The 21,113-nt window shown below is 40.6% G+C and carries 16 protein-coding genes and 2 riboswitches; of the genes, 5 read left to right on the plus strand and 11 right to left on the minus strand.

The genetic code is table 11. From position 1 onward, the window contains the following. Positions 1–141: 141 nt before the first annotated feature. A complete protein-coding gene (locus AC0NJP_RS06285) occupies positions 142–1,515 on the minus strand; it encodes an NAD(P)-dependent oxidoreductase (protein WP_474038724.1) in 1,374 nt (457 codons plus the stop codon). 338 nt (positions 1,516–1,853) lie between these two features. After that, positions 1,854–2,342 carry a response regulator gene (locus AC0NJP_RS06290; RefSeq protein WP_474699197.1) on the minus strand — a complete coding sequence of 163 codons (489 nt, stop codon included), beginning with the start codon at positions 2,340–2,342 and terminating at the stop codon, positions 1,854–1,856. Positions 2,343–2,405: 63 nt separating this feature from the next. After that, positions 2,406–2,491, minus strand: a riboswitch (cyclic di-GMP riboswitch). Positions 2,492–2,674: 183 nt separating this feature from the next. On the opposite strand from AC0NJP_RS06290, the gene AC0NJP_RS06295 reads away from it, so the two are divergent. Both AC0NJP_RS06295 and AC0NJP_RS06300 read left to right on the plus strand, forming a co-directional pair. After that, positions 2,675–3,559 (plus strand): lysophospholipid acyltransferase family protein, encoded by an 885-nt coding sequence (locus AC0NJP_RS06295; protein WP_474699198.1) that lies wholly within the window; start codon positions 2,675–2,677, stop codon positions 3,557–3,559. A gap of 210 nt (positions 3,560–3,769) precedes the next feature. After that, positions 3,770–4,780, plus strand: a complete 1,011-nt coding sequence (locus AC0NJP_RS06300; protein ID WP_474699199.1) for an ATP-binding protein — start codon at positions 3,770–3,772, stop codon at positions 4,778–4,780. Here AC0NJP_RS06300 and AC0NJP_RS06305 read toward each other — a convergent pair. The 9 genes from AC0NJP_RS06305 to larE form a co-directional block, all read right to left on the minus strand. Next, complete coding sequence (locus tag AC0NJP_RS06305) at positions 4,772–6,838, minus strand: tetratricopeptide repeat protein (protein WP_474699200.1); 2,067 nt, start codon at positions 6,836–6,838, stop codon at positions 4,772–4,774. The two genes, AC0NJP_RS06300 and AC0NJP_RS06305, sit on opposite strands and share 9 nt — an antisense overlap. A 16-nt stretch (positions 6,839–6,854) precedes the next feature. Then, positions 6,855–8,480, minus strand: coding sequence for a mannitol dehydrogenase family protein (locus tag AC0NJP_RS06310; RefSeq protein WP_474699201.1), 1,626 nt, complete (start codon positions 8,478–8,480; stop codon positions 6,855–6,857). Positions 8,481–8,646: 166 nt separating this feature from the next. After that, a complete protein-coding gene (locus AC0NJP_RS06315) occupies positions 8,647–9,042 on the minus strand; it encodes a DoxX family protein (RefSeq protein WP_474699202.1) in 396 nt (131 codons plus the stop codon). Positions 9,043–9,189: 147 nt separating this feature from the next. After that, a complete protein-coding gene (locus tag AC0NJP_RS06320) occupies positions 9,190–10,356 on the minus strand; it encodes an HDOD domain-containing protein (RefSeq protein ID WP_474699203.1) in 1,167 nt (388 codons plus the stop codon). A gap of 33 nt (positions 10,357–10,389) precedes the next feature. Beyond that, positions 10,390–11,709 (minus strand): hybrid sensor histidine kinase/response regulator, encoded by a 1,320-nt coding sequence (locus tag AC0NJP_RS06325; protein ID WP_474699204.1) that lies wholly within the window; start codon positions 11,707–11,709, stop codon positions 10,390–10,392. Between the two features lie 23 nt (positions 11,710–11,732). After that, positions 11,733–13,757 (minus strand): ATP-binding protein, encoded by a 2,025-nt coding sequence (locus tag AC0NJP_RS06330; protein WP_474699205.1) that lies wholly within the window; start codon positions 13,755–13,757, stop codon positions 11,733–11,735. A 152-nt stretch (positions 13,758–13,909) separates the two neighbouring features. After that, entirely contained in the window at positions 13,910–15,280 is a 1,371-nt protein-coding gene (locus AC0NJP_RS06335) for an N-acyl-D-amino-acid deacylase family protein (protein ID WP_474699206.1), read from the minus strand. A 62-nt stretch (positions 15,281–15,342) separates the two neighbouring features. Then, positions 15,343–15,690 (minus strand): DUF2292 domain-containing protein, encoded by a 348-nt coding sequence (locus tag AC0NJP_RS06340; RefSeq protein ID WP_474037699.1) that lies wholly within the window; start codon positions 15,688–15,690, stop codon positions 15,343–15,345. A gap of 75 nt (positions 15,691–15,765) precedes the next feature. After that, positions 15,766–15,865: riboswitch (SAM riboswitch) on the minus strand. 26 nt (positions 15,866–15,891) lie between these two features. After that, positions 15,892–16,710: an ATP-dependent sacrificial sulfur transferase LarE gene (larE, locus tag AC0NJP_RS06345; protein ID WP_474037698.1), complete on the minus strand. Its 819-nt coding sequence runs from the start codon at positions 16,708–16,710 to the stop codon at positions 15,892–15,894. A gap of 248 nt (positions 16,711–16,958) precedes the next feature. Between larE and htpG the strand changes: the two genes are divergently transcribed. The 3 genes from htpG (at position 16,959) to AC0NJP_RS06360 (ending at position 21,075) form a co-directional block, all read left to right on the plus strand. Beyond that, the gene (gene htpG, locus AC0NJP_RS06350; protein WP_474699207.1) at positions 16,959–18,920 is read left to right on the plus strand and encodes a molecular chaperone HtpG; all 1,962 of its coding nucleotides are present in this window, start codon (positions 16,959–16,961) and stop codon (positions 18,918–18,920) included. Positions 18,921–19,049: 129 nt separating this feature from the next. Beyond that, positions 19,050–19,277, plus strand: a complete 228-nt coding sequence (locus AC0NJP_RS06355) for a hypothetical protein (protein WP_474037697.1) — start codon at positions 19,050–19,052, stop codon at positions 19,275–19,277. Positions 19,278–19,509: 232 nt separating this feature from the next. Beyond that, entirely contained in the window at positions 19,510–21,075 is a 1,566-nt protein-coding gene (locus AC0NJP_RS06360) for a diguanylate cyclase domain-containing protein (protein ID WP_474699208.1), read from the plus strand. The last annotated feature ends 38 nt before the right edge of the window (positions 21,076–21,113 follow it).

Raw genomic sequence — 21,113 nt, forward strand, 5'->3', positions numbered from 1 at the left:
AATAATCATAGGCAGTTTTTCATATATCCGCTCGGTAAAAGTCACTAATCAATTAGTTACCAAATCCTGCTATATTGATTAAACCATATTTTGCTAGAAAAGGTCAAGTTTTTTTAGGTATTTAGTCTTATTTTTGTCGGTTTACAAACCGCATTCTTCCATAAGTTTTTTGGCTTCCACATATTGCGCAATACCTTGCGCTACTTGTTTTGCCGCTTTCATAGCCAATACGACAGTTGCCGGTTCATGAACTACGTCGCCCCCGGCAAAAACACCGCGTCGCGTAGTCATACCATAAGGCCGTTCCCGAGTAATAACAAAGCCAGCAGGATTGACTTCGATCCCTTCTGTTGTTGAAACAATGCGAGCAGCGGGTCTTTGACCAATTGCCACAATAATTTTATTGGCACTAATTTTCTCCAAAAGCCCACTGCCCTTAACGGAGCCATCTTCCAATAAAACTTGGCGCTCACATTCTAACGCAGTAACCTCTTTATCACCTAAATATTGTTTTGGACTCATCAGCCAAGAAAACTCCACGCCTTCAGCCTTCGCTTCCTCATATTCGGAACGAAGCGCCGTAATCTGATCTTGCGTACGCCGATACACTAGAGTAACTTTTGCTGCACCAACACGAAGCGCCGTCCGAGCTGCATCCATAGCAACATTGCCTGCGCCAATTACAATAACAGAATCTCCTTTTTGTACCGGAATTTCCTGTCCGTCAATCCCTTTTTCATTTGCTAATGTAACCATACCAAGAAAATACGTCGCCTGAATAACACCAGGCAAGTCTTTACCAGGAATATGAAGTTCTTTCGGCAAAGCAGTTCCTGTCCCCATAAACACAGCATCATAACCGTCAGCAAAAAGCTCATCAACCGTTTTATCAGGGCCGATTAAAATTCCTGTTTCAAATGAAACGCCCAATCTTTCAATTCGAGCAATTTCACGACGAACAACTTCTTTATTTAAACGGAATTCAGGAATTCCATACATCAAAACGCCGCCAGGCTCTTTCTGCCCTTCAAAAACAGTTACAGTAAAGCCAAGCTTCGCCAAATCACCTGCTACGGTTAATCCGGCAGGACCCGAACCAATTACGGCAACCTTCCCTTTATGAACGATTTTTTTATGAATTGGACTAATATCCATTTCCGCATCAAAATCAGCAATAAAGCGTTCTAGTTTGCCAATCTTAATACCTGCGTTCTTTTTATTTAATATACAGGCAGCTTCGCACTGTTTTTCATGAGGACATACCCGCCCACATACAGCAGGAAGATTACTGCGTCTAGCAATTACTTCACTAGCAGCGCCAATATTCCCTTTAGCAAGCTCTGCGATAAAACTAGGAATTTCATTCTCAATCGGACAGCCTGTACGACAAAACGGTTTCGCACAATTAAGGCAACGTTTTGCTTCCGCAATTGCCTCTTTCGTCGTAAAACCGGCGTCAATTTCATGAAAATCTAACGACTGTTCTTCAAAATTACTTTTTTGATCAATAAGCAATCCAATCCCCTCCACATCCATAAGCTTCTGCACTTCTATATTTCTCTCGCTTGCAGTAAGCAAAAACCTTTGGATAACCAACAATATCCTCTAGTCTTAACAAAAAAAATCGAATTTCCTATAGATAAAATTCGATTTTTTCTTATTGCTATCATACACTAAACATATAAAAAATTCTAGAATAATTAAATGGAGCGGCTGATTCTATAAAAAAAGACTACCGCACCAAGGAAAAACTCTAGCTTATCTTGTGATTTGTTTACGCAAACCTCAACATAGGCTCGAAATCTTTTCTTATATGCGGTAGCCCTTTACTATTTTCTAGAATACAAACGCTATTATTGCTGCATTGCCAGCAAAGCCTCGTATTTTTTAATTTGAACCTGCATCTCGCCATATTCACGACGCAAGCGAATATATTCTTTCGCAAGCCCGTCCTTTTCATCTTGTTCTTTTTTTTGCGCCTTAAGCTGATCGCTAATTTGGCATAGTAAAGCCAAAAAATCGTCCATTTCAACCGCCTTCGGTAAGAAAAAAGAAATTCCGCTAAGTGCTGCTTTCATCAACAGCTTGGGTTCGATCATGCTATTAACAGCTAAAATAATTTGCTTAGTCGACACAGCACGAAGCTTTTGCGTAAAGTCAAATCCGTCAAAATCCCCCGAAAAATCCACTATAACCAAACTATATTCATCAGACTGTTGGCGATATGCACTTATTGCCGCGGCGACGTCCTTAAAAACATCGCAACAAAAATCTCTTTTTTGGCACTGCTCCCGCAATCGTTGCAGCCAAAGTTCGTCTTGGGTAACAAATAATAATTTCAACGCCATCCTCCTGCTCTTTGAAAAATAAAAAAACTGCCTGTTCATTCCGCTCTTACTTTGCGTGAATACAACCTGGCAGTCTTCGACATAAAATCATTAGACCCATGGCTTTGCGTCCCATCCTTTCGGAAGGTTTGCCAATCAGTAGAGCTTTTAAAGTTCTACTTATTTATTTTGTTTAATTATACTATACCGTAAAACAAAAGCGGAAACAAGTAGAAATGTGACAATATTTGTTGCTTAGCTCTTTTGTTTACAAACATTTATAAATAAACTACAATTAAACTAATGTCAAAAATTTATTTTAATTGTCTATCTGGGGAGAGACACATATGCTATTTAAAAATTTTCAATATAATCTACTAAAGGCAATCAGTGCTTTCGTCTGCCTTCTACCTTATTCGCTTGTCTGCCGTATTGGACGAAGTCTAGGTTACCTTTTCTATCTTGTCGGTGCGCGCCAACGACGCCGCGCCATCACTCAAAGCATGGACTGTCTGCAAATTTCATTGTCCGAGGCGAAACAAATTATCCATACAGTTTTTGGTAATTTAGGACAAACCTTGATGGAAGTTCTCTATACGCCTGCCCTTACTCCAGAAAAAATCAAAAAACATATTGCGATTGAAGGTTTGGAGCATTTAAGGGGGGCCATTGACCAAGGACGCGGCGTGGTACTTCTTACCGCCCATATAGGGAATTGGGAGTGGCTCGGCGCAGTCCTAGCTAACACAGGACTGCCGATTACAACGATCGCCAAGCCACAACCAAATCCTCACTATACGCGATTACTCAATGAATATCGCGAAAAAATGGGTCTGGAAGTATTTAATCGTAGTGGCGCCGAGCTTGTAAAAGCGGCGCGAGCCTTAAAAAAAGGAAAAGCCCTAGGGTTTTTAGCAGATGAAGACGGTGGTGTTGACGGCATTTTTGTTGACTTTTTTAATCGAAAATCAGCCACGCCAGCAGGTCCGGCAGTATTTGCCCGCAAGTTCGGTTCTATTATTGTGCCGGCCTTTATTTTTCATCGTCCTGAGGGAGGCCATCAAATTGTTATCAAACCAGCTTTTCCTTATGAACGATACGATGACGAAACACAAGAACTTTATGAAAACACTGCAAAAATGACGCAAGCGATTGAAGAAGCGATTCGTAACCATCCATCAGACTGGATTTGGTTTCGCAAACGCTGGAATACAAAATATCCCAAACAATAAATTTAGGGCTGTCTTTAAGGAAGTACAAAAGATTTTGTAACTTCCTAGAGACAGCCTTTTTTAATGAAATAGCAAATTAAGTCAAAAAGATTTAATCTCCTTCTTTCAAAAGGAAGGATTTTCCTTTTGAGGAACGAATAGGTATTTATAGGGTGCAAGTGAAATTTTGTACAATCCATTAGAAACTACGAATGATAGAGGTGCTGAACTTTGAAAAATGGCGATCTCATCTTACGACTGGAAGGAAATATCTTATCCATTGTATTGCTGCTTTTTTTATTACTGATAGCGGAACCAAATCTTCCCCTTGAGGAAGATACAGATCATCAGCTCCATCGACTGATTACCCTTTTAAACGTTTTCCTGGTTATCGCTTGCATCAGTCTCACCCATCATTTTTTTACGAACTTCAAAGCCAAACTAAATTACACAGCTAAAACGCTAATCACATCTTCTTCTGAAGTCTGTCCAACTAGTTGGCCTGATCTAGCGCCTCTATTCGAATATCTAACACAGCAAAAAGAATCGATGCGTAAACTAGATCGTCTAAATATGGTTGGCGAAATGTCAGCCGGAATTGCCCACGAAATTCGCAATCCCATGACAACAGTAAGAGGATTGCTCCAGTTTCTAAGTCATAAGAAAGAATTGGCGGCACATCACGATAATTTTAGTCTCATGATTGATGAAATTGATCGAGCCAATAGTATTATCACTGAATTTTTATCACTTGCTAAAAATCGCCCATTAGAATTTAAAGAAAAAAACCTAAATGACATTGTTTGTGAGATTTATCCGCTACTAGAAACAGATGCACTACGCAATAACTGTCAAATTAAACTAGACCTCACACCAACACCCAATCTACTTATTGATCCAAATAGCATTCGCCAACTAATTCTAAATTTAGTCCGCAACGGTCTTGAAGCAATGATAGAAAATCACGGCCAACTGGTCATAGCAACAAAATCAACCGCCCAGGGAGTCTTGCTTGCCATAAAAGACAACGGTCCAGGGATCTCACCAACAATCCAAGCAAAACTAGGAACGCCTTTTTTGACAACCAAAGAGACAGGCACGGGTCTTGGACTTACTATTTGCTATCGCATTTTAGAGCGACATCGCGCTACCTTAACTGTTGACAGCGCCCCCAGTAGCGGAACAATATTTACAATCTGCTTTGCCAATTCCTTTCCAGAAAAACTGCAAAAACTATCTTAAATTAAACTCTAGCAAAGCTTTTTTTACAGTTTTTATTACAGTCGGCCAATCGCCGGCTGTTTTTTGTCGAAATAATCGAGTATGAGGATACCACGGCGTATCTTCTCGGTCCATTGCCCAACGCCAATCCGGCGAAAAGGGAATAAAAATCCAAGTAGGTTTTCCCATTGCGCCTGCCAAATGTGATACAGAAGAATCTACAGTAATAATTAGGTCTAGGTTGTCAATCACAGCAGCTGTTTCCGCAAAATCACTTAATTCTTCCGCTAGATTCAGTATACTTCCAACGGGAGCTTCCTGTATATCCGCTGCTTTTGAACCGACTTGCAAACTAACCCAATTAATTGACGGAACTGTAAATAAATCTTTAAATAAAGAAAAAGGAATCGAACGATTATGATCATTATCATGATTAGGGTTTCCCGCCCAAACAATACCAACCCTTAACCGCTTTCCTACCGGAAGAACATTTTGTAGGCGGATTCGCCACTGTTCCCTTAAAGACGGCATAGACTGAATATAGGGTGATCTAAAACTAACTTGATCAAAAGGAATTGAGAACTCATAGGGCAGACTTAACAACGGACAAGCAAAATCATAGTTTCCCGGCGGATAGTCACTGCCAGCATAAATAGTAAACTGATCTTGCGTCCCAGCTAAAAGACGCTTGATAGGTGTTTGCACCCATACAGTTGTATGCTTGGCCTTAGCTGCCACTAAATAGGCAAAACGAATAAATTGCAGCGTATCACCAAACCCCTGATCAAAATAAATTAAAATACTTTTGTCAGATAAGTCCTCCCCATGCCAGCGGGGTAATTTCGGATCAAAAGATTCGCCAATTAGATAACGAATCTCAAAATTTTTCCAACCACGTTCATAATCGCCTCGCAACAAATAAATAATGGCTAAGGAGCATTTCGCAATCAAGCAAGCGGGGTTCAAAGTAATCGCTTTTTCATAGAAAGCCTCCGCTTCATCAAGTTGATTCATATATCGACAGAGATTTCCCAAATTATGATGTACTTCTGAACAATTCTCGTTTAATGACAGAGCCTTCAAAAAGCATGTCTTAGCCTCATCAACTCGATTCTGGTCTTTTAAAACAATTCCCAGATTATTGTATCCTTCCAAATAATCGGGCTGAAGCTCAATTGCCCGCAATAAACAAGCTTCAGCCTCAGCAAGCCCATGTGTTTCCTTAAGAGCCATTCCTAAATTGCCATAGGCTTCAGCATACTCTTTATTTTGTTCAATTGCTTGACAGAAAAAAGAAATTGCATCACCTAAATTTTTCATTTCTGCTAAAACAATTCCTAGAGCATTGCAAGCTTCAGGAAATTCAGGCTGTAAAAGCAATGCCTGGCGAAGCAAGGCCTCGGCCTCAGATAGCCGCTTCTGCTCTTTTACCGCTAAAGCCATTTTCAAATGCGCGTCAGCATGGTTAGGATCAATTTGAATCACTCGAAAAAAACTCAGTTCGGCTTTTTCCCATTGTCCGGCTCGATACTGCAGATTGCCCAAAGAAAGCAGATTGAAAATTTGTTTAGGATCTTGCTTATCAGACTCTTGAAAAGCCCGTTCCGCTTCTTCTAGACGTTCAAGCTTTTCCAATACAGCGCCTTTTAACGTATGAATTTCATGCAACTGCGGCGCCATGGTCAAAAGAATGTCAAAGACGGCAAGCGCTTCCTCAAGTTCGCCGATTCCATAATACAGCAATCCTAAGTTATAATGAGCGTCTATATAATCGTCTTGAATTTGGATTGCCCTTTGAAAAGCCGCTTTTGCCCCTTCTATATCCTCTTGTTCTGTCTTCAATATCCCTAAATTGTTATAGGCTGGAGCATACTTTGGCATCAGTTTTAGCGCAGTAAGAAAATACTCCTCCGCTTCTTCGTAGCATTTTAGGTTCTTCAAAACAAGGCCTAATTTATCATAAGCTTCATAGGACTGAGGGTTTTCTTCGATAGCTTTTGAAAAAGCTGTCTTTGCTTCATGCCACTTAGCATCTTTGGCTTTTTCCATCCCAAGTGCTAAATATACGTGTTCGTTCATGACAGTTCCTTTCCGGTTATTTCGCAAGTTCCTGTTGCAACGTTTTTCGTACCGCGCCGCTGCCTTCAATCATCGCAGCAAAATATTCTTCAATTTTATTGCCGAGACCTGCCTCATATAGATTAATGCCAAACAAGTCTTCATTGCTTAAGATGGGTGCAAGAGCTTCATGAATTTTTAAGCAGTCAGTATCTCCTAGCTTTACTTGCTGCAAATAAGCAGTCAATTTTTCCGCTAAGGGGTCGGGGCTAAGCTCAAAAGGCTTCCCTTGGTCATCAATAGCAAGCAAGTAGCGGCACCAACCGGCAATAGCTAAAGGAATAAACCGCAAGTCTTCTGGCCGTAAAGAATCACTTTTTTGATAAGCTTTGATGGTTTCACCAAATCGCACACCAACTTTTTGCGAAGTATCTGTAGCAATCCGCTGTGGTGTATCAGGAATGTAGGGATTCGGCAAACGCACCTCTAGTACTTCCTGAATAAAAGACAGCGGCTTTAGAATTTCCGGATCTACTACTACAGGCATGCCCTCATCATATCCTATTTTTTCAACCAGTTGCTTTAGCTCCGGATCTTTCATTTCATCGGCAATCAAAGTATAACCAAGCAAACAGCCAAAAACAGCGAGAGCCGTATGCAGAGGATTAAGGCAAGTTGTAACCTTCATTTTTTCAACTTTCTCTACAGTCTGTCGATCAGTAAATAAAACACCGACATCTTCTAAAGGCATGCGCCCATTGGGAAAATGATCTTCGATCACTAAGTATTGTGGACCTTCAGCATTTACAAAGGGAGCAATAAAAGTATTCTTCTTCGTACGAATCAGTTCCGTATCGCCAAAACCGCAGTCATGGAGCTTTTTCTGAACTATTTCGGAAGGCCGTGGCGTAATTTTATCAATCATCGTCCAGGGAAAAGCGACCTTTTGGCGATTTTGCAAATAAGTAACAAACTGACTTGGTACAAATCCTTGTTTTTCCCATGCCTGCGCAAATGTTAATACTGCTTCCGCTAATTTATCGCCGTTATGCGAGCAGTTATCCATACTTACAAAAGCAAGGGGTAACTCACCTTGTTTATAGCGCGCTAAAGCAAGGGCAGCCACTTTGGCCATAACATGAACAGGCGCCTTAGGTCCGTTTTGCATATCTTGCAAAACTTCCGGCAAATAACTTCCCGATAAATCCGTTAGTTGATACCCTTTTTCGGTAATCGTAAAACTTACCATTTGTAAAGATGGATTTTGAAAAATCTCGCATAATCTCTGCCAATCAGTTGGGCGAGATGAATCTCCTAACAGGCCTTCGGCTACACTGGCAATCACTTTCTTGTCGAGACTGCCATCAGCATGCATCACCGCCAGTAAGCTTAGATTCTCATAAGGTTCATAAACCTTTTCGATAATTTCCAAATCATAAGTTGATACAGCTACAATTCCAGTATCAACCTTTCCGTCATTTAACAAGTCTTGATGAATCGCAGCTAAAAAAGCGCGAAAAATATTACCGCCGCCAAAATGAACCCAATTGGGTCTTTCTTTTGTATTAGTTCGCATTTTAGCATCATCAAAAGCAATTGTTTCAATCCCAGCCTGCTGCCAAGACTCTTTATCGCTTAATGCTGCTCTTCGTAAATGTAACATTTTTTAGCCCCTCTCTGATGTTCGTGCAAAATGTAAATACAAACTCGTTTTTATTGATCTTATATAATTTTGCGAAAAAACCGTCATTTTCCTGTTTTCTCCTCAGAAAAAAATTAAGGACCACAAGCGCGAAAAATTTCTCGCTTGCGGCCCTTATTGCAAAGCTTTAATTTTGTCTATTTTTTTTCCATAGAGTTTGTACCGAAAACAATTCACTGCCTGAAAGCGCCAAAGCAACCGCACCAATCAACAAAGTCAGTTCAAATTCATAACCGCCAACCAAACCAGCTTGCGCTTTCACCGTAGCGATAGCGCCAACCATAACCGCTGCAATGCCAGCAGCTGCCAGCCGCGTGAAGATTCCCAGCAGTAGGAACAACCCACCAAGCGTTTCTATCGTCACAACAAAGTAGATTAAAAAGCCTGGCAATCCTAGGGAAGCAAAAAATTTTGCGACTTGCTCAAACCCATTTATTTTCTGCCAGCCATGGGCTAAGAAAATAATGCCTAAAGTAAGACGGAGCAATAAAAGACTCCATTCATAGTATCGTTTTTCCATCATAGTAAGTTCCCCCTCTTTTCTTTCTATCTTCTTAGTCATAGAAAGCTAATAAAAAGATACGGGGAAACCAATAGGATATTAAAATTTATTTTCCATTAGGAATCGATAGCAAGTATAGGATTGTATTATTACAAATATACTTGCTCTTTAATCTCGCAACAGAACGGCTTCACAGTCAGACTGAGCAATTTGCAAAAAGTCAAAAACGCCTTCCTCCAAAGGAGTTTTCATTGATGGCGCAATTAGTTTCCAAGCATAATAATTGGCCAAATGAACGGCGCTTACGGCTTCGCGATCGATAACGGCACTATGAAGTGGCTGATGATGAAATAAAGCACACTCTACAATAGGATAAGGAATTCCCCACCAATCAAGCAAATAGCCGCCCATCTCTTCATGAGTAACACCAAGACGCTCTTTCTCAAGTTCTGTTAAAACAAGCGTATCTGTTTGTAAAGCGGCTTTCAACACTTCTTGGTAGTCATTCGCGAAATAATGGATGCATAAAACGAGGCCTAAGTTATGTAAAAGTCCAGCTGTTGATAAGTTGTCAGGCATTTTCTTTTGGAGTAATTCTCGATAGATTTTACTCATAAAGCGATTGGTCAGATTAGCATGTCTTGTCAATTCTTCTACCGAAAAAGGCGGTATTGATAAATCAACGAGTTTAAAGAGACTGCAAGAAAGCACAATTGATTTGACAATAGAGAGACCTAAATAGTTAATGGCCTGTAAAACAGAAGCTGTTTTTACGTTATAAAACGCTGAATTTACGACTCGTAAAATAGCTGCTGTAACGGCAGGATCTGTTTCAATCACTTTCGCAATCGCACTTGCTTCGGCATCTTTGGCAATTAGCTCGCCTACAGCATCATAAATTCCCGTGACAACAGCGAGATTTTCCAATCCGTTGACAAGATTCAGCAAAATAGGATTACGATAAATTTTACGAGCTGTAAAAATTTGCTCAATCTTCTTCTTCAAATCCTCTCCATTCCACGGTTTAAACAAATATAAACTATTTGATCCATCAATGAGACTATCAAGAATTTCCTTTTCATCGGCATAACCGCTTAAAACTAACCTTGTGGTAGCTGGATAGAGCGCTTTGACTTTTTTCAAAAACTGGTGTCCATCCATACCTGGCATGCGCATGTCGGAGACAACAATATCAATGGGATTTTCTTTTAAAATATCTAATCCTTCTTCGCCGCTTTCGGCTACGAACAACTCGTAATCTGTATCAAAAAAGAGCCGCTCAATGGCTTTCAGTATCGATTTTTCATCATCTACAAATAAAATACGATCTTCCATCTTCTTTTTGTCCCCCTCTTTCCCTTTTCTCGCTTATGAAACCACTTCATCTATATTTCTTTCTCCATAGGGAATTTTTATAAAAAATGAAGCACCATGGCCGATCTGGCTCTCCACTAAAAATTGTCCGCCATGTTTATTAATAATGCCATAAGCAATACTAAGGCCAAGACCAGTACCACTGCCCACCTCTTTGGTCGTAAAAAAGGGATCAAAGATTCGAGTCAAATACTCCGGTGGAATGCCAGGACCATCATCAGTAATTTTACATACGGCAAAAACATCCTCTACATACGTTTCCACCGTAATTTTTCCCATGCCCTCTTTGTGTTGACTTTTGATCGCATGAGACGCATTGACAAGAATATTCATCAATACCTGAGCAATCTGACCTTTATCGCATTTTATTTCAGGTAAATCTTGCATGTTCTTCGCTACTTCCGCAGTATATTTCACTTCATTTTTAGTAATCAACAGCGCTTCTTCTACAATCTGATTCATATCATGCATGGCAATTTCATCTTCTAAGCCTGTCCGAGCAAAATTCCGCAAACTCCGAACGATTTTAGCCACACGATTCACACCATCTTGCGATTCTGCAATCGTCGGACCAAAATCAGCTAGCACTCGAGTGATTTTATGACTTTTCTCGCCTTCACGCAAAGACGGAATTACCTCAAGCAACTGCTCCTTAGTACTTTGCTCATCAGCAGCAAAATCAACAAAGGAGCGATAAAGTTCGATAACTTCCTGAATACGAGTAAGATATTTTGCCATAATCTCTAGATTACTGCTGACAAATCCAATCGGATTATTGATTTCATGAGCCACCCCCGCGGCAATTTCCCCCAAAGAAGCTAGCTTCTCTGACTGAATCAAATGAAACTGCGCTTCTTTCAGTTTCTGGGTTACCGCTTGCAACTCTTGATATTGCTGAGACATTTGATCAAACATATCTCGCAACATAAGAATTCGTTTCCGCGCCTCTACGGCAGCTCGCATCCTTGTAGTAAATTCAATAACGTCAATTGGCTTTCCAATATAATCATTGGCCCCATATTCAAAACAAGTCCGAAAACTTTCTTTATCGGTTAACCCGGTAAACATAATAATCTGAATATCCTTATACTCATCATGACGACGAATTTGCTGTAAAAGCTCCATACCATTCAACTTAGGCATAACAATATCAAGTAGAATAATATCAATTTCCTGGTCCCGCAACAAATCTATGACAGTTTCAGGAAGTTTACAAGTTAGAACATCACTGTCTGGAATATGCGCTTCAATTAAATCTTTAGCTAAGGTAAGATTGAAGCGTTCATCATCAACAACTAACATTTTCATCGTCATCACCGACTTTCTTATGTTAATTCTTATTCTTGCTCCGTTTGTTTTAGCGGCAATTCCAGCAAAAATTGCGTACCTTCATTCAATTTACTTGTAAATGAAATTTTGCCATGATGTTTATTCACAATAATATCGTAAGAAATACTAAGCCCAAGCCCTGTGCCGCTGCCAACAGGCTTTGTAGTAAAAAATGGATTAAAAATATCTTGTCCAATTTCCTCCGGTATCCCGCTACCATTATCACAAATTGAACAGCAAACAAAGGAATCACGTACATATGTCTCGATTACGATTTTCCCCCAGGGTATGCTTTCCCCTTCTTTCATAGTAATTGCTTGGGCAGCATTTAACAGAAGATTTAGCAATACTTGATTAATCTGCCCCCCCACAGCTTGAATCAGCGGAATATCGCCTAACTGGAGGTCCACTGCTGCAATATATTTGAATTCATTTCGGCAAACAACCAACGAGCTTTGAATTCCTTCATTTAAGTCATAAGCTTCCCAACTACCGCTTTGATCACTACGTGAAAAGGCTCGTAAGGCTTTAACAATGCTGCCAACCCGCTGAAGCCCTTCCAGGCTCTCCGAAAAAGCCGGTTCAATATCTGTTAAAATGTAATCAATTTTCTTCTTTTTCATTAAGGTGCTCAAGTTTTGTAAGGACTGCTTCAGTCTTTCAGGATCCTGATTTCCCGCTTCTTCTGCTACCTTTTTTAAAGCAGCAATCATTTCAATAAGGCGTTTTGTATATTCTTCAAGGGTTTCGTAGTTGCTAAGTACAAATCCTAAGGGATTATTAATTTCATGAGCAATTCCAGCTGCTAGCTGGCCTATCGAAGCCATTTTTTCCTGATGAAGAATTTGCGATTGCGCATTTTTCAATTCACTGTAGGCATTTTCCAGTTCCACATTTTTGACTTTCAGTTCGCCTTCGGCAGCTTCCCGATCATGGACTTCCTTTTGTAATTCGGTGTTGATTTCAAGCAATTCCTGGTTTTTCCCCGTAAGTTGTCCATTGACAGTAAAAAGCTGTTTCGTCCGCTCCTTCACCTTCTCTTCTAGCTCGTCACGAGCGGCAGCCAAATACATTTCTGTCCGCTTTTGCCGCCGTATCACTAAGAGCAGTAGACAAATAAACAACAAAAGAATAAAAGTAAGCGCGCCAACGACCTGATAGTAAGCGATGATTCTTTCATGTAAGCTTGCCAAAACCTCCTCTTCGGCAATCCCCACTACAACAGCCAAAGGATAATCTGGCAATACATGATAACTGTAAATACGCTTCACAGGATCAAGGGCTCCTTCGCCAATAAAAGACCCGGACTCTTGTGTTTGAATTTGTTGCAACAAAGCACTTCCCGTTAAATCTTGCCCTGCAGTATGATCTTCGCCAGCCTGCCTAGCTCTGACAATCCCGTCAAAACCCACAAGGGCAATCGATGATTTATCACCTAAATGAACCTGACGGTAAAAGTTCGTAAAGTAATTTAAATCAACGGAAACGATAACTACCCCGCCAAAAGATTTATCGGGCTTATTAATACGCCGTGTCATTTGTATCGACCATTTACCGGAAGATCGGCCAAGAACAGGTTTGCTAATGAATAATTGATTCGTATCTGCTTTTTGATGCACAAAAAAATGTTCCCGATCTTTTAAATTAGAGGGCACAAAAGGCACTTGGCTGCTTAATAATAAATCACCATTCTCGCCAGCAATGCTCAATAATACAAAGGGCTGATTGGTCAACCGACCCTCATTAATATAACGAGGAATGCTAATGATCGCCCCATCTGTTTCATATTGATATTTTAAAAACAGCACTGTTTGATCGGCACTGCGAATCGTCCGAAGTGAATGTTCCTCAAAGGCGCGGGCAAAATTGCTTGTTTCTTTTATAGCCTGCTCAATCTCAATTTGCTGTTCCGCTTGTATTTTATAATAAAGTCCGCCCCAAACTAAGGAAAGTAAGAGAAACGCAAATAATAGAATGACTAATGTACTTCTCTGCCATAGCCATCGCTGCCAAGAAACAGTACTTGCGTTCATCTTACAAACCTCCCTTATCTATAAGCAAAACACTATACTTCTTTTTCCGTTTTAATTCGACATATTTTTCCACTCTCCTGTCTATCAAATCAAATAACTGAATTTTCCCAAGAAAAATGCAGCTGCCTTATTGTGCAGCTGCATAAGTCCTATTATATTTGATAATCATAAACAGGATAATGAGAACGTACTGCTTTACCGGCGCAACGACTTAGAATTTTGCCGTCAGCAAAAACAATCTGTCCATCGAGCAAAACATAATCAATCCCTTCCGGCCAGGCATCGGGTCTTCCAAAATCAGCTTTATCGCAAATCGTGCGAATATCAAAAATCGTAATATCAGCATCCATGCCCTCCTGCAGCCTACCTTTATAAGTAAGTCCCAACGTCTCAGCAGGTAAATACGTGGCTTTGCGCAACGCTTCAAGTAAGCTCAACTCGTAATTTTCACGCACAAGCTTACGCAAATAACGCGGGAAGCTACCGGCAATCTGGGGATGGCCCTCGCCTTTAGCATAAGGGCCAGTATCGGTGGATGGCATAGCAAAAGGATGACGCAAAGCCTCATAAATTTCTTCTTCAATACCTGTAAGAACAACTACAGAAGCCCCTGGATCTACGTTACGCAATTCTTCATAAATAGCGGGCGTCAATCGTTGACCGTTATATTTTCCGGTAACTACAAGAATATCTTCCAATCCCCAGCCATTTAACGCCATGGACTCTTCATTAAATAATACAGCTCCAATGTGCGTCGCCCACTGTGTATACATACCGCTGTCAAAACGAATGTCAATCCCGCTAGCGCGCGCTTGGTTAATAAGCGCCAATGCCTCTGCTACCATACCGGTACCATATTGATATACTAAATGAGACACCTGAATTCTCGCTCCAGTTTGCCGTGCAATTTGGATCGCTTCCACTAAAGAAAACATATCAATGGCAGTAATCATTCTTGTGTCAATTGATATAACCCGCCCATAGCGAGCGGCAATTTGGCTCAAACGTATAACTTCTGCCTCAGATGTCCCCGGCGCATAGGCTAGCCCGAGTGACAAGCCGCAAGCCCCTTCAATAAAAGCTCGTTCTACAAAGAGTTCCATTTGCTGTAGCTGCTCTTCCGTAGCTGGCTGCAAAGGATCCAATGCTCCGACAGCTTTTCGCAAACTAATCGAATGACCAATCATTTCCGCTTGATGAAGAATAAACCCCTGCTTTTCTTGCGCGGAAAAAAACGCTTCTATATCAAGCGGGCCAAGTCCACAATTACCGCCAATCGTTGTTGTAATTCCTTGCCGCAAAGATAATTCACCGCAATAATCGTCAAGATCTACATGCCCATGAATATCAATAAATCCTGGCGAAACAATCCGCCCTGCCACAGGGAGAACCTCGCGTCCTTGTAATTCTTCTGATGTAATTGCCGCAATTTTCCCGTTGAAAATTCCTATATTGCCGCGTCGTCGCATCCCTCTTTCAGGATCAATAAGCAAACCATCGCTAATTACGATGTCATAGATCATGGTGGCCGCCTTTCTTTCTACGATAATGAATCAAGTTTGTTTCATTATACCGTGGTTTTAATCTAAATACCATCGCCATCAAGTCCTGCCAAAGCAGTAAAACGTTGTTTTTCAGTCCGATCAATCTGGACGACTTTCCCTGTTTTCACTACGATAGTAACCTGGCCATACTCAATTCCTTCACAGGCTTCTTCCAGCCCCTTGCGCACCGCTTTAAACTCCTTACTACGTTCACTATTTTTACGAAATGAGCCTAACGATTCATCAGGACGAATTTTTTCATTGCGTTCAATCTGAATCAAACGGAAATTCTGCCAAGTGAGCGTAAGATGTCCATGATACACTTGTTGCAAAATAGCTAAAATCTGGTCCAGTTGCTTTACCGAAATTTGATTTTGTTTTTCTAGCATACTGTTTTCTCTCCCTTAGACTAAAAAATAAAACGTAAGAGCCCATTTGAAAGAAGCTCTTACGTTTCTGCGCTTCTCTCATCGTTCAGGAAATTTCCTGCTGGAATTGGCACCTTGCTAAAAAGCCGGTTGCCGGGCGTCATCGGGCCAGTCCCTCGACCACTCTAGATAAGAGTTTATTCGGTAATTTATATCATTTTCTCAATTCTGTTGCAGCAAAGCATTCATACTACCTGTTTGATAGCCGTTAAGATCGATTGTTATAAAAGTAAAGCCAAGACGCCTAAACTCGACTACAATTTGCTCTCGTACTTTATCCTGACATAAACTGGGGATCCATTCCGCTTCGACTTCAATGCGAGCTACCTGCCCATGGTGACGCACTCGTATCGAACCAGAACAAAACTTTCTGATATACTCTTCAGCTTGCTCTATTTGTCCAAGCTTTTCCGCAGTTATCGCTTCGCCATAAGCCACCCTAGACGACAAACAGGCTGCGCTTGGTTTATTCCAGGTTGCCAGCCCCCACTTTTTCGAAAGTTGACGAATTTCTTTTTTGGTGAAACCAGCTTCTAGCAGAGGCGATGCGACTTGATCCAATTCTGAAACAGCTTGTATGCCTGGTCGATAGTCGCCGAGGTCATCTTGATTTGATCCTTCGAGTATCCATTGAAATTCATGTTGTCTAGCCCAGGATACCAACGCAGAAAACCGCAGTGTTTTACAATGATAGCAGCGATCTGCGTCATTTTCTCTAAAGTCAGGGCTAGCGAGTTCATCGATTGGCAGCAACTCGTGACGAATGCCAATTTCTTTGGCTACCGCTATAGCAGCAGTTTTTTCGCTTTGCGGCAAGGTTGCTGAGTAAGCAGTAACTGCAAGAGCTTTTTCACCTAATATTTTATAAGCAGCGGCGGCTAAAAAAGTACTGTCGACCCCACCAGAAAAACCGATGACTACACTTTCATAACTACGAAGCATTGTTTCAAGCTTCGCCAGCTTATCAGATAGAGTATTCATCACAATCCCCCCGTTCATTTAAATAAAACAACAAAAAAAGGCCACTGCACCTTATTTTTCAAAAGATACAATGAGCCTTCAGTATTTCTGATCAGCTACTTAGCGTATTTGTTTTAATATAAAATAGCATGGAACTACAACTCTGTCAATGAAAATTTCCCGATATGGGAAATTTTTACTTGCCATTTTGTTGGGAATTTCGCAAAATAATAGAGTACAGAATCACCATACTTTTAGGAGGCTTTACCGTGACACAGGAAATTAAAGCAAAAGAAACGCGCGAATTTCAAACTGAAACGAAACAACTTCTCGATTTAATGATCCATTCCATCTATACAAACAAAGAGATTTTTTTGCGTGAATTGGTCTCCAATGCCTCGGATGCCATTGATAAAGTTCGGTTTGCATCGTTAACCAATCAGAATTTACTAGAAGGAAATGATACCTTTGAAATTCTGCTATCCCCTGATGAAAGTACAAAAACATTAACGATTTCTGACAATGGCATGGGCATGACCTATGACGAAGTCATCGCCACTATCGGTACAATTGCTCAATCAGGTACAAAGGCCTTTTTAGCTAAAATGAAAGAATCAGGCACAAATTCTGATACAGAGCTGATTGGCCAATTTGGTGTCGGCTTTTATTCCGCCTTTATGGTTGCCCAAAAAGTCACGCTTCTGACACGAGCTCCCGGACAAGAAAAGGGTGTAAAATGGGAATCAGCAGGCGACGGAACTTATACGATCGAGGAATTTGACAAAGACACTCGCGGCACTACCATTATTTTAACGCTTCATGACGCCTTCTGCGGCAAAGAAGCTGGCGAGGAAAATTTCCTAGAACGCTATACACTGCAAAATCTCATCAAGAAATATTCCGATTATATTCGCTATCCTATAAAGATGAATTTCATCCACAAAGAAAAACCGCTTGATAACGAAGGAAAAGTTATTGAGGATGCCCCAGAAACAGAATCAGTAGAAGTGCGGACTTTAAATTCTATGACACCGCTTTGGTCGCGTAATAAAAGTGAAGTTACCCAAGAAGAATATCAAAAATTCTATCAAAGTCAGTTCCATGATTGGGAAGAACCGCTAGAAGTCATTCACTCTCGTGTCGAAGGAGCTGTCGAATATACCACTTTGCTCTTTATCCCGGCTCATGCACCTTTCGATTTTTATGAACGTGACGCAGCTTCAAAAATCTCCTTGTATTCTAAACATGTTTTTGTTATGGAAAACTGCAAAGACTTGCTGCCGCCTTACCTTCGCTTTGTTTGCGGTCTCGTTGATTCACCGGACTTTTCCTTAAATATTTCCCGGGAATTATTACAGCATAGCAAGCAGCTTAAATTGATTGGCAAAAATTTGGAGAAAAGCGTACTCAAATCATTAGAACGCCTCCTACATAATGATCGCCCTAAATACGAGAAATTTTGGAAAGAATTCGGCACTGCTTTAAAAGCCGGTATTTATTCCGATTTTTCCAGCCGGGAAAAATTGCAAGATCTTTTGCTATTCCCTTCTTCCAAGAATAAAGATGAGCTCACCACTTTAGCTGATTATATTAGCCGTATGCCAGAAAAACAAAAAGCTATTTATTACGCTACAGGAAAAGATTATGATACAATTGACAAATTACCTCAGCTAGAACTGCTGAAAGAAAAGGGATTGGAAATCTTATATCTCTTTGATCGCGTCGATGAATTTGCCATTGAAGCGTTACGTGAATATAAAGAAAAACACTTTCATTCCGCAAGTCGCGGTGACTTAGATTTAGCAGATATTGATTCACCGGAAACTCAACAAGATACGAAAGAGCTCGCGAAGGAAAATGAAGCGTTTATTAAAGCGATTAAGGACCAGCTCGGTGACAAAGTCACCGAAGTAAAAATCAGCACTCGCTTAAAATCAAGTGCTGTATGCCTTGTCAGCAGTGATCAAGGAATCAGCTTATCGATGGAACATATCTTGTCTGAAATGAACCGGACTATGATGAAAGCAAGCCGCATTTTAGAATTAAATCCGCAGCATGCTTTATTTAACGTTTTAAAAGATCTCTACGAAACAGATGCTTCTTCGGAGCAGTTTGCTGATTATTGCCGACTTCTCTATGATCAGGCTCTCTTGATTGAAGGTCTATCCCCAGAAGATCCGATTGGATTTGCCAATAAACTAGCTGAACTTATGGCAAAAACCGTAAAATAAGTATAGGATTGTCTAACAAAGACTTGATTGTGTAAAAACAGTCAAGTCTTTTTCTTTTTAACAGCAGGAATTTCTTTAACTAATTAGAATAATCTAAATTAAATACAAATTTAGAGAGGGATGGTTACGATGTCCATTAGCAAGTGTTACGTATTTGTAAGCTACAAAGACAATCCGAAGCAAAGTCCCTGTATCTATCTAGAAAATATGAAAAGTGCCGTGCAACTCTATCAGAATCTAATTGATAGCGGCGAACACCAAAATCACAAACTTGATTATTTAACCTGCGGTTATGAGTTTTGTACCGACCAAGGTCGAACCGGCGTACGAGACATTACCTCTTACGCCTTCTCCTAACCCGTTGAAACTATAAAAAGCTAAACTCCTGCCGCTTAGAATAGCCGCAGGAGTTTATTTTAGCCCTCCTTGCTCATAGACATAATTCGCCTAGTACAGTATAATTATTTTTAAAGTTTTACTTTTCTCTTTGCAAATAAAGATGCCGTAGAGGCAGTAAAGGACTCGCTGCACAATGGCCCTATATAAATATTTTTTTCTTTTCTGGCTTTTCCTTTTTCCCAGCACTCTTATGCTTTATGAAACTGGCTTTCTTTCGGAAAGCCTTTTTGCCATTCAACATGCCCATATCGCTGGCGTGCTTCTTGTTGATCTTTTCGCTGGCTTTATTGCCTATACAGCCTACCAGAATGCCCTAAGGCGTCAAAATCGTTTTCTCGCTTGCACAACCCTTGCCTATGGCGGCTTTACGCTGCTTTATACCGTTTATAGCGGCGCCCTATTGCTCCTTGAACCATTTCCCTTTTCCTTTCTGATCTTTGCGCCAGTTGCGCGAATTATTCTATCTTGTTATTTACTCTTAGGGCTTTTTTATTTAAAAGACCGCAATAATCTAACGCTCTTTCACTGGAAAAAACACTGCATTGTTCTAATCATACTTACAGCTATTCTCCTTACCTTCGCTGCATCTTGCACATTCTCTGTTACATTATTGCGTCAAGGTCTGGAACTATTAGCTCTGGTAATTTCATTTACAGCTACCATAAGACTATATCTTATGCCGAAAAAAGCCACTGTGCTTACGTATCACCTGTGGGCTCAATTTATTTTTACCCAATCTTCCTTTGCTTTTCTCATCGGATATCCCTGGAATCTTTCTTGGTGGATAGGACAATTACTTGTTTTGACAGGTTTTATTATGATGGGGTTTGCTATTCTGCAAAACTATGCCGCTGTTGGCAGCCTAAAACGCGTCTATGATCCTAATCTATTAGAACATTTAATGGATCAGATTATCGACAGTTCGCCTGTCGGCATTCTCCTTGTAGATTCTGAGCTGGAAATTATCCGCCGCAACGCCGCTAGTGAAGAAATGCTCGCCTGGGCCCAGCCTGACTGCAATATAGCAGAACTTTTGCAAACCTTGCAGATCAACCTAACCGAATTAAATATTTCGTCACAACAAGATACTTGTCTTTTTGCCTCATTAACCAAGCAAGTTGGCAAGAATGAACAGTCGCTTGATGCAAAAGTCTGCCGTCTTGACGATCCTACCATTGATGGGTATCTTATTACTTTAATTGATATGACAACCTATTATAAAGCGCAACAAAAAATAAACTACTTAGCAAAACATGATACCTTAACAGACTTGCCGAATCGCACGGAATTTCTCGAAAAACTGGCAGAGGAGCTTACAGAAGTACAAAAAAACAATCAGCTTCTTGCTGTAATGTTTATCGATCTTGACGGCTTTAAACAAATTAATGATACGTTAGGTCATTCTATTGGTGATTTTGTTTTAAAAATTATTGCGACAAGATTAAGGCAATCCTTTAAGGCCAGAGATACGATCGCGCGTTTAGGCGGCGATGAGTTTACCGCCATCGTACCTGGGATCTCCACTTGGCTTGATGCTGGCACCATTGCTGAACGCATTCTGATTGCCTTAGAAAAACCGGTTGTATTAGAAGGTCAATCCTTTTTCTTATCAGCAAGTATTGGCATCAGTCTCTATCCACTCCACGGCGCCACCGTAGAAGACTTAATTACCAAAGCCGATCAGGCTATGTACCAAATAAAGAAGCACGGCAAAAACGGCTATATTTTTGCCGATGTGGAAATAAAATCAGATTAAAATTTTCTAAAGAAAAATCCGCTAACAGGGTCCTGAAC

This window comes from Pelorhabdus sp. sgz311002, from assembly GCF_056134285.1.

Coding starts and splice junctions, on each gene's coding strand:
- AC0NJP_RS06340 (WP_474037699.1), bottom strand. CDS start 15,690: ATGCTAGAAAAACAAAATCAAATTTCGGTAAAGCAACTGGACCAGATT.
- AC0NJP_RS06315 (WP_474699202.1), bottom strand. CDS start 9,042: ATGATGGAAAAACGATACTATGAATGGAGTCTTTTATTGCTCCGTCTT.
- AC0NJP_RS06305 (WP_474699200.1), bottom strand. CDS start 6,838: ATGAACGAACACGTATATTTAGCACTTGGGATGGAAAAAGCCAAAGAT.
- AC0NJP_RS06310 (WP_474699201.1), bottom strand. CDS start 8,480: ATGTTACATTTACGAAGAGCAGCATTAAGCGATAAAGAGTCTTGGCAG.
- AC0NJP_RS06325 (WP_474699204.1), bottom strand. CDS start 11,709: ATGACGATGAAAATGTTAGTTGTTGATGATGAACGCTTCAATCTTACC.
- AC0NJP_RS06335 (WP_474699206.1), bottom strand. CDS start 15,280: ATGATCTATGACATCGTAATTAGCGATGGTTTGCTTATTGATCCTGAA.
- larE (WP_474037698.1), bottom strand. CDS start 16,710: ATGAATACTCTATCTGATAAGCTGGCGAAGCTTGAAACAATGCTTCGT.
- AC0NJP_RS06360 (WP_474699208.1), top strand. CDS start 19,510: ATGCTTTATGAAACTGGCTTTCTTTCGGAAAGCCTTTTTGCCATTCAA.
- AC0NJP_RS06295 (WP_474699198.1), top strand. CDS start 2,675: ATGCTATTTAAAAATTTTCAATATAATCTACTAAAGGCAATCAGTGCT.
- AC0NJP_RS06355 (WP_474037697.1), top strand. CDS start 19,050: ATGTCCATTAGCAAGTGTTACGTATTTGTAAGCTACAAAGACAATCCG.
- AC0NJP_RS06320 (WP_474699203.1), bottom strand. CDS start 10,356: ATGGAAGATCGTATTTTATTTGTAGATGATGAAAAATCGATACTGAAA.
- AC0NJP_RS06330 (WP_474699205.1), bottom strand. CDS start 13,757: ATGAACGCAAGTACTGTTTCTTGGCAGCGATGGCTATGGCAGAGAAGT.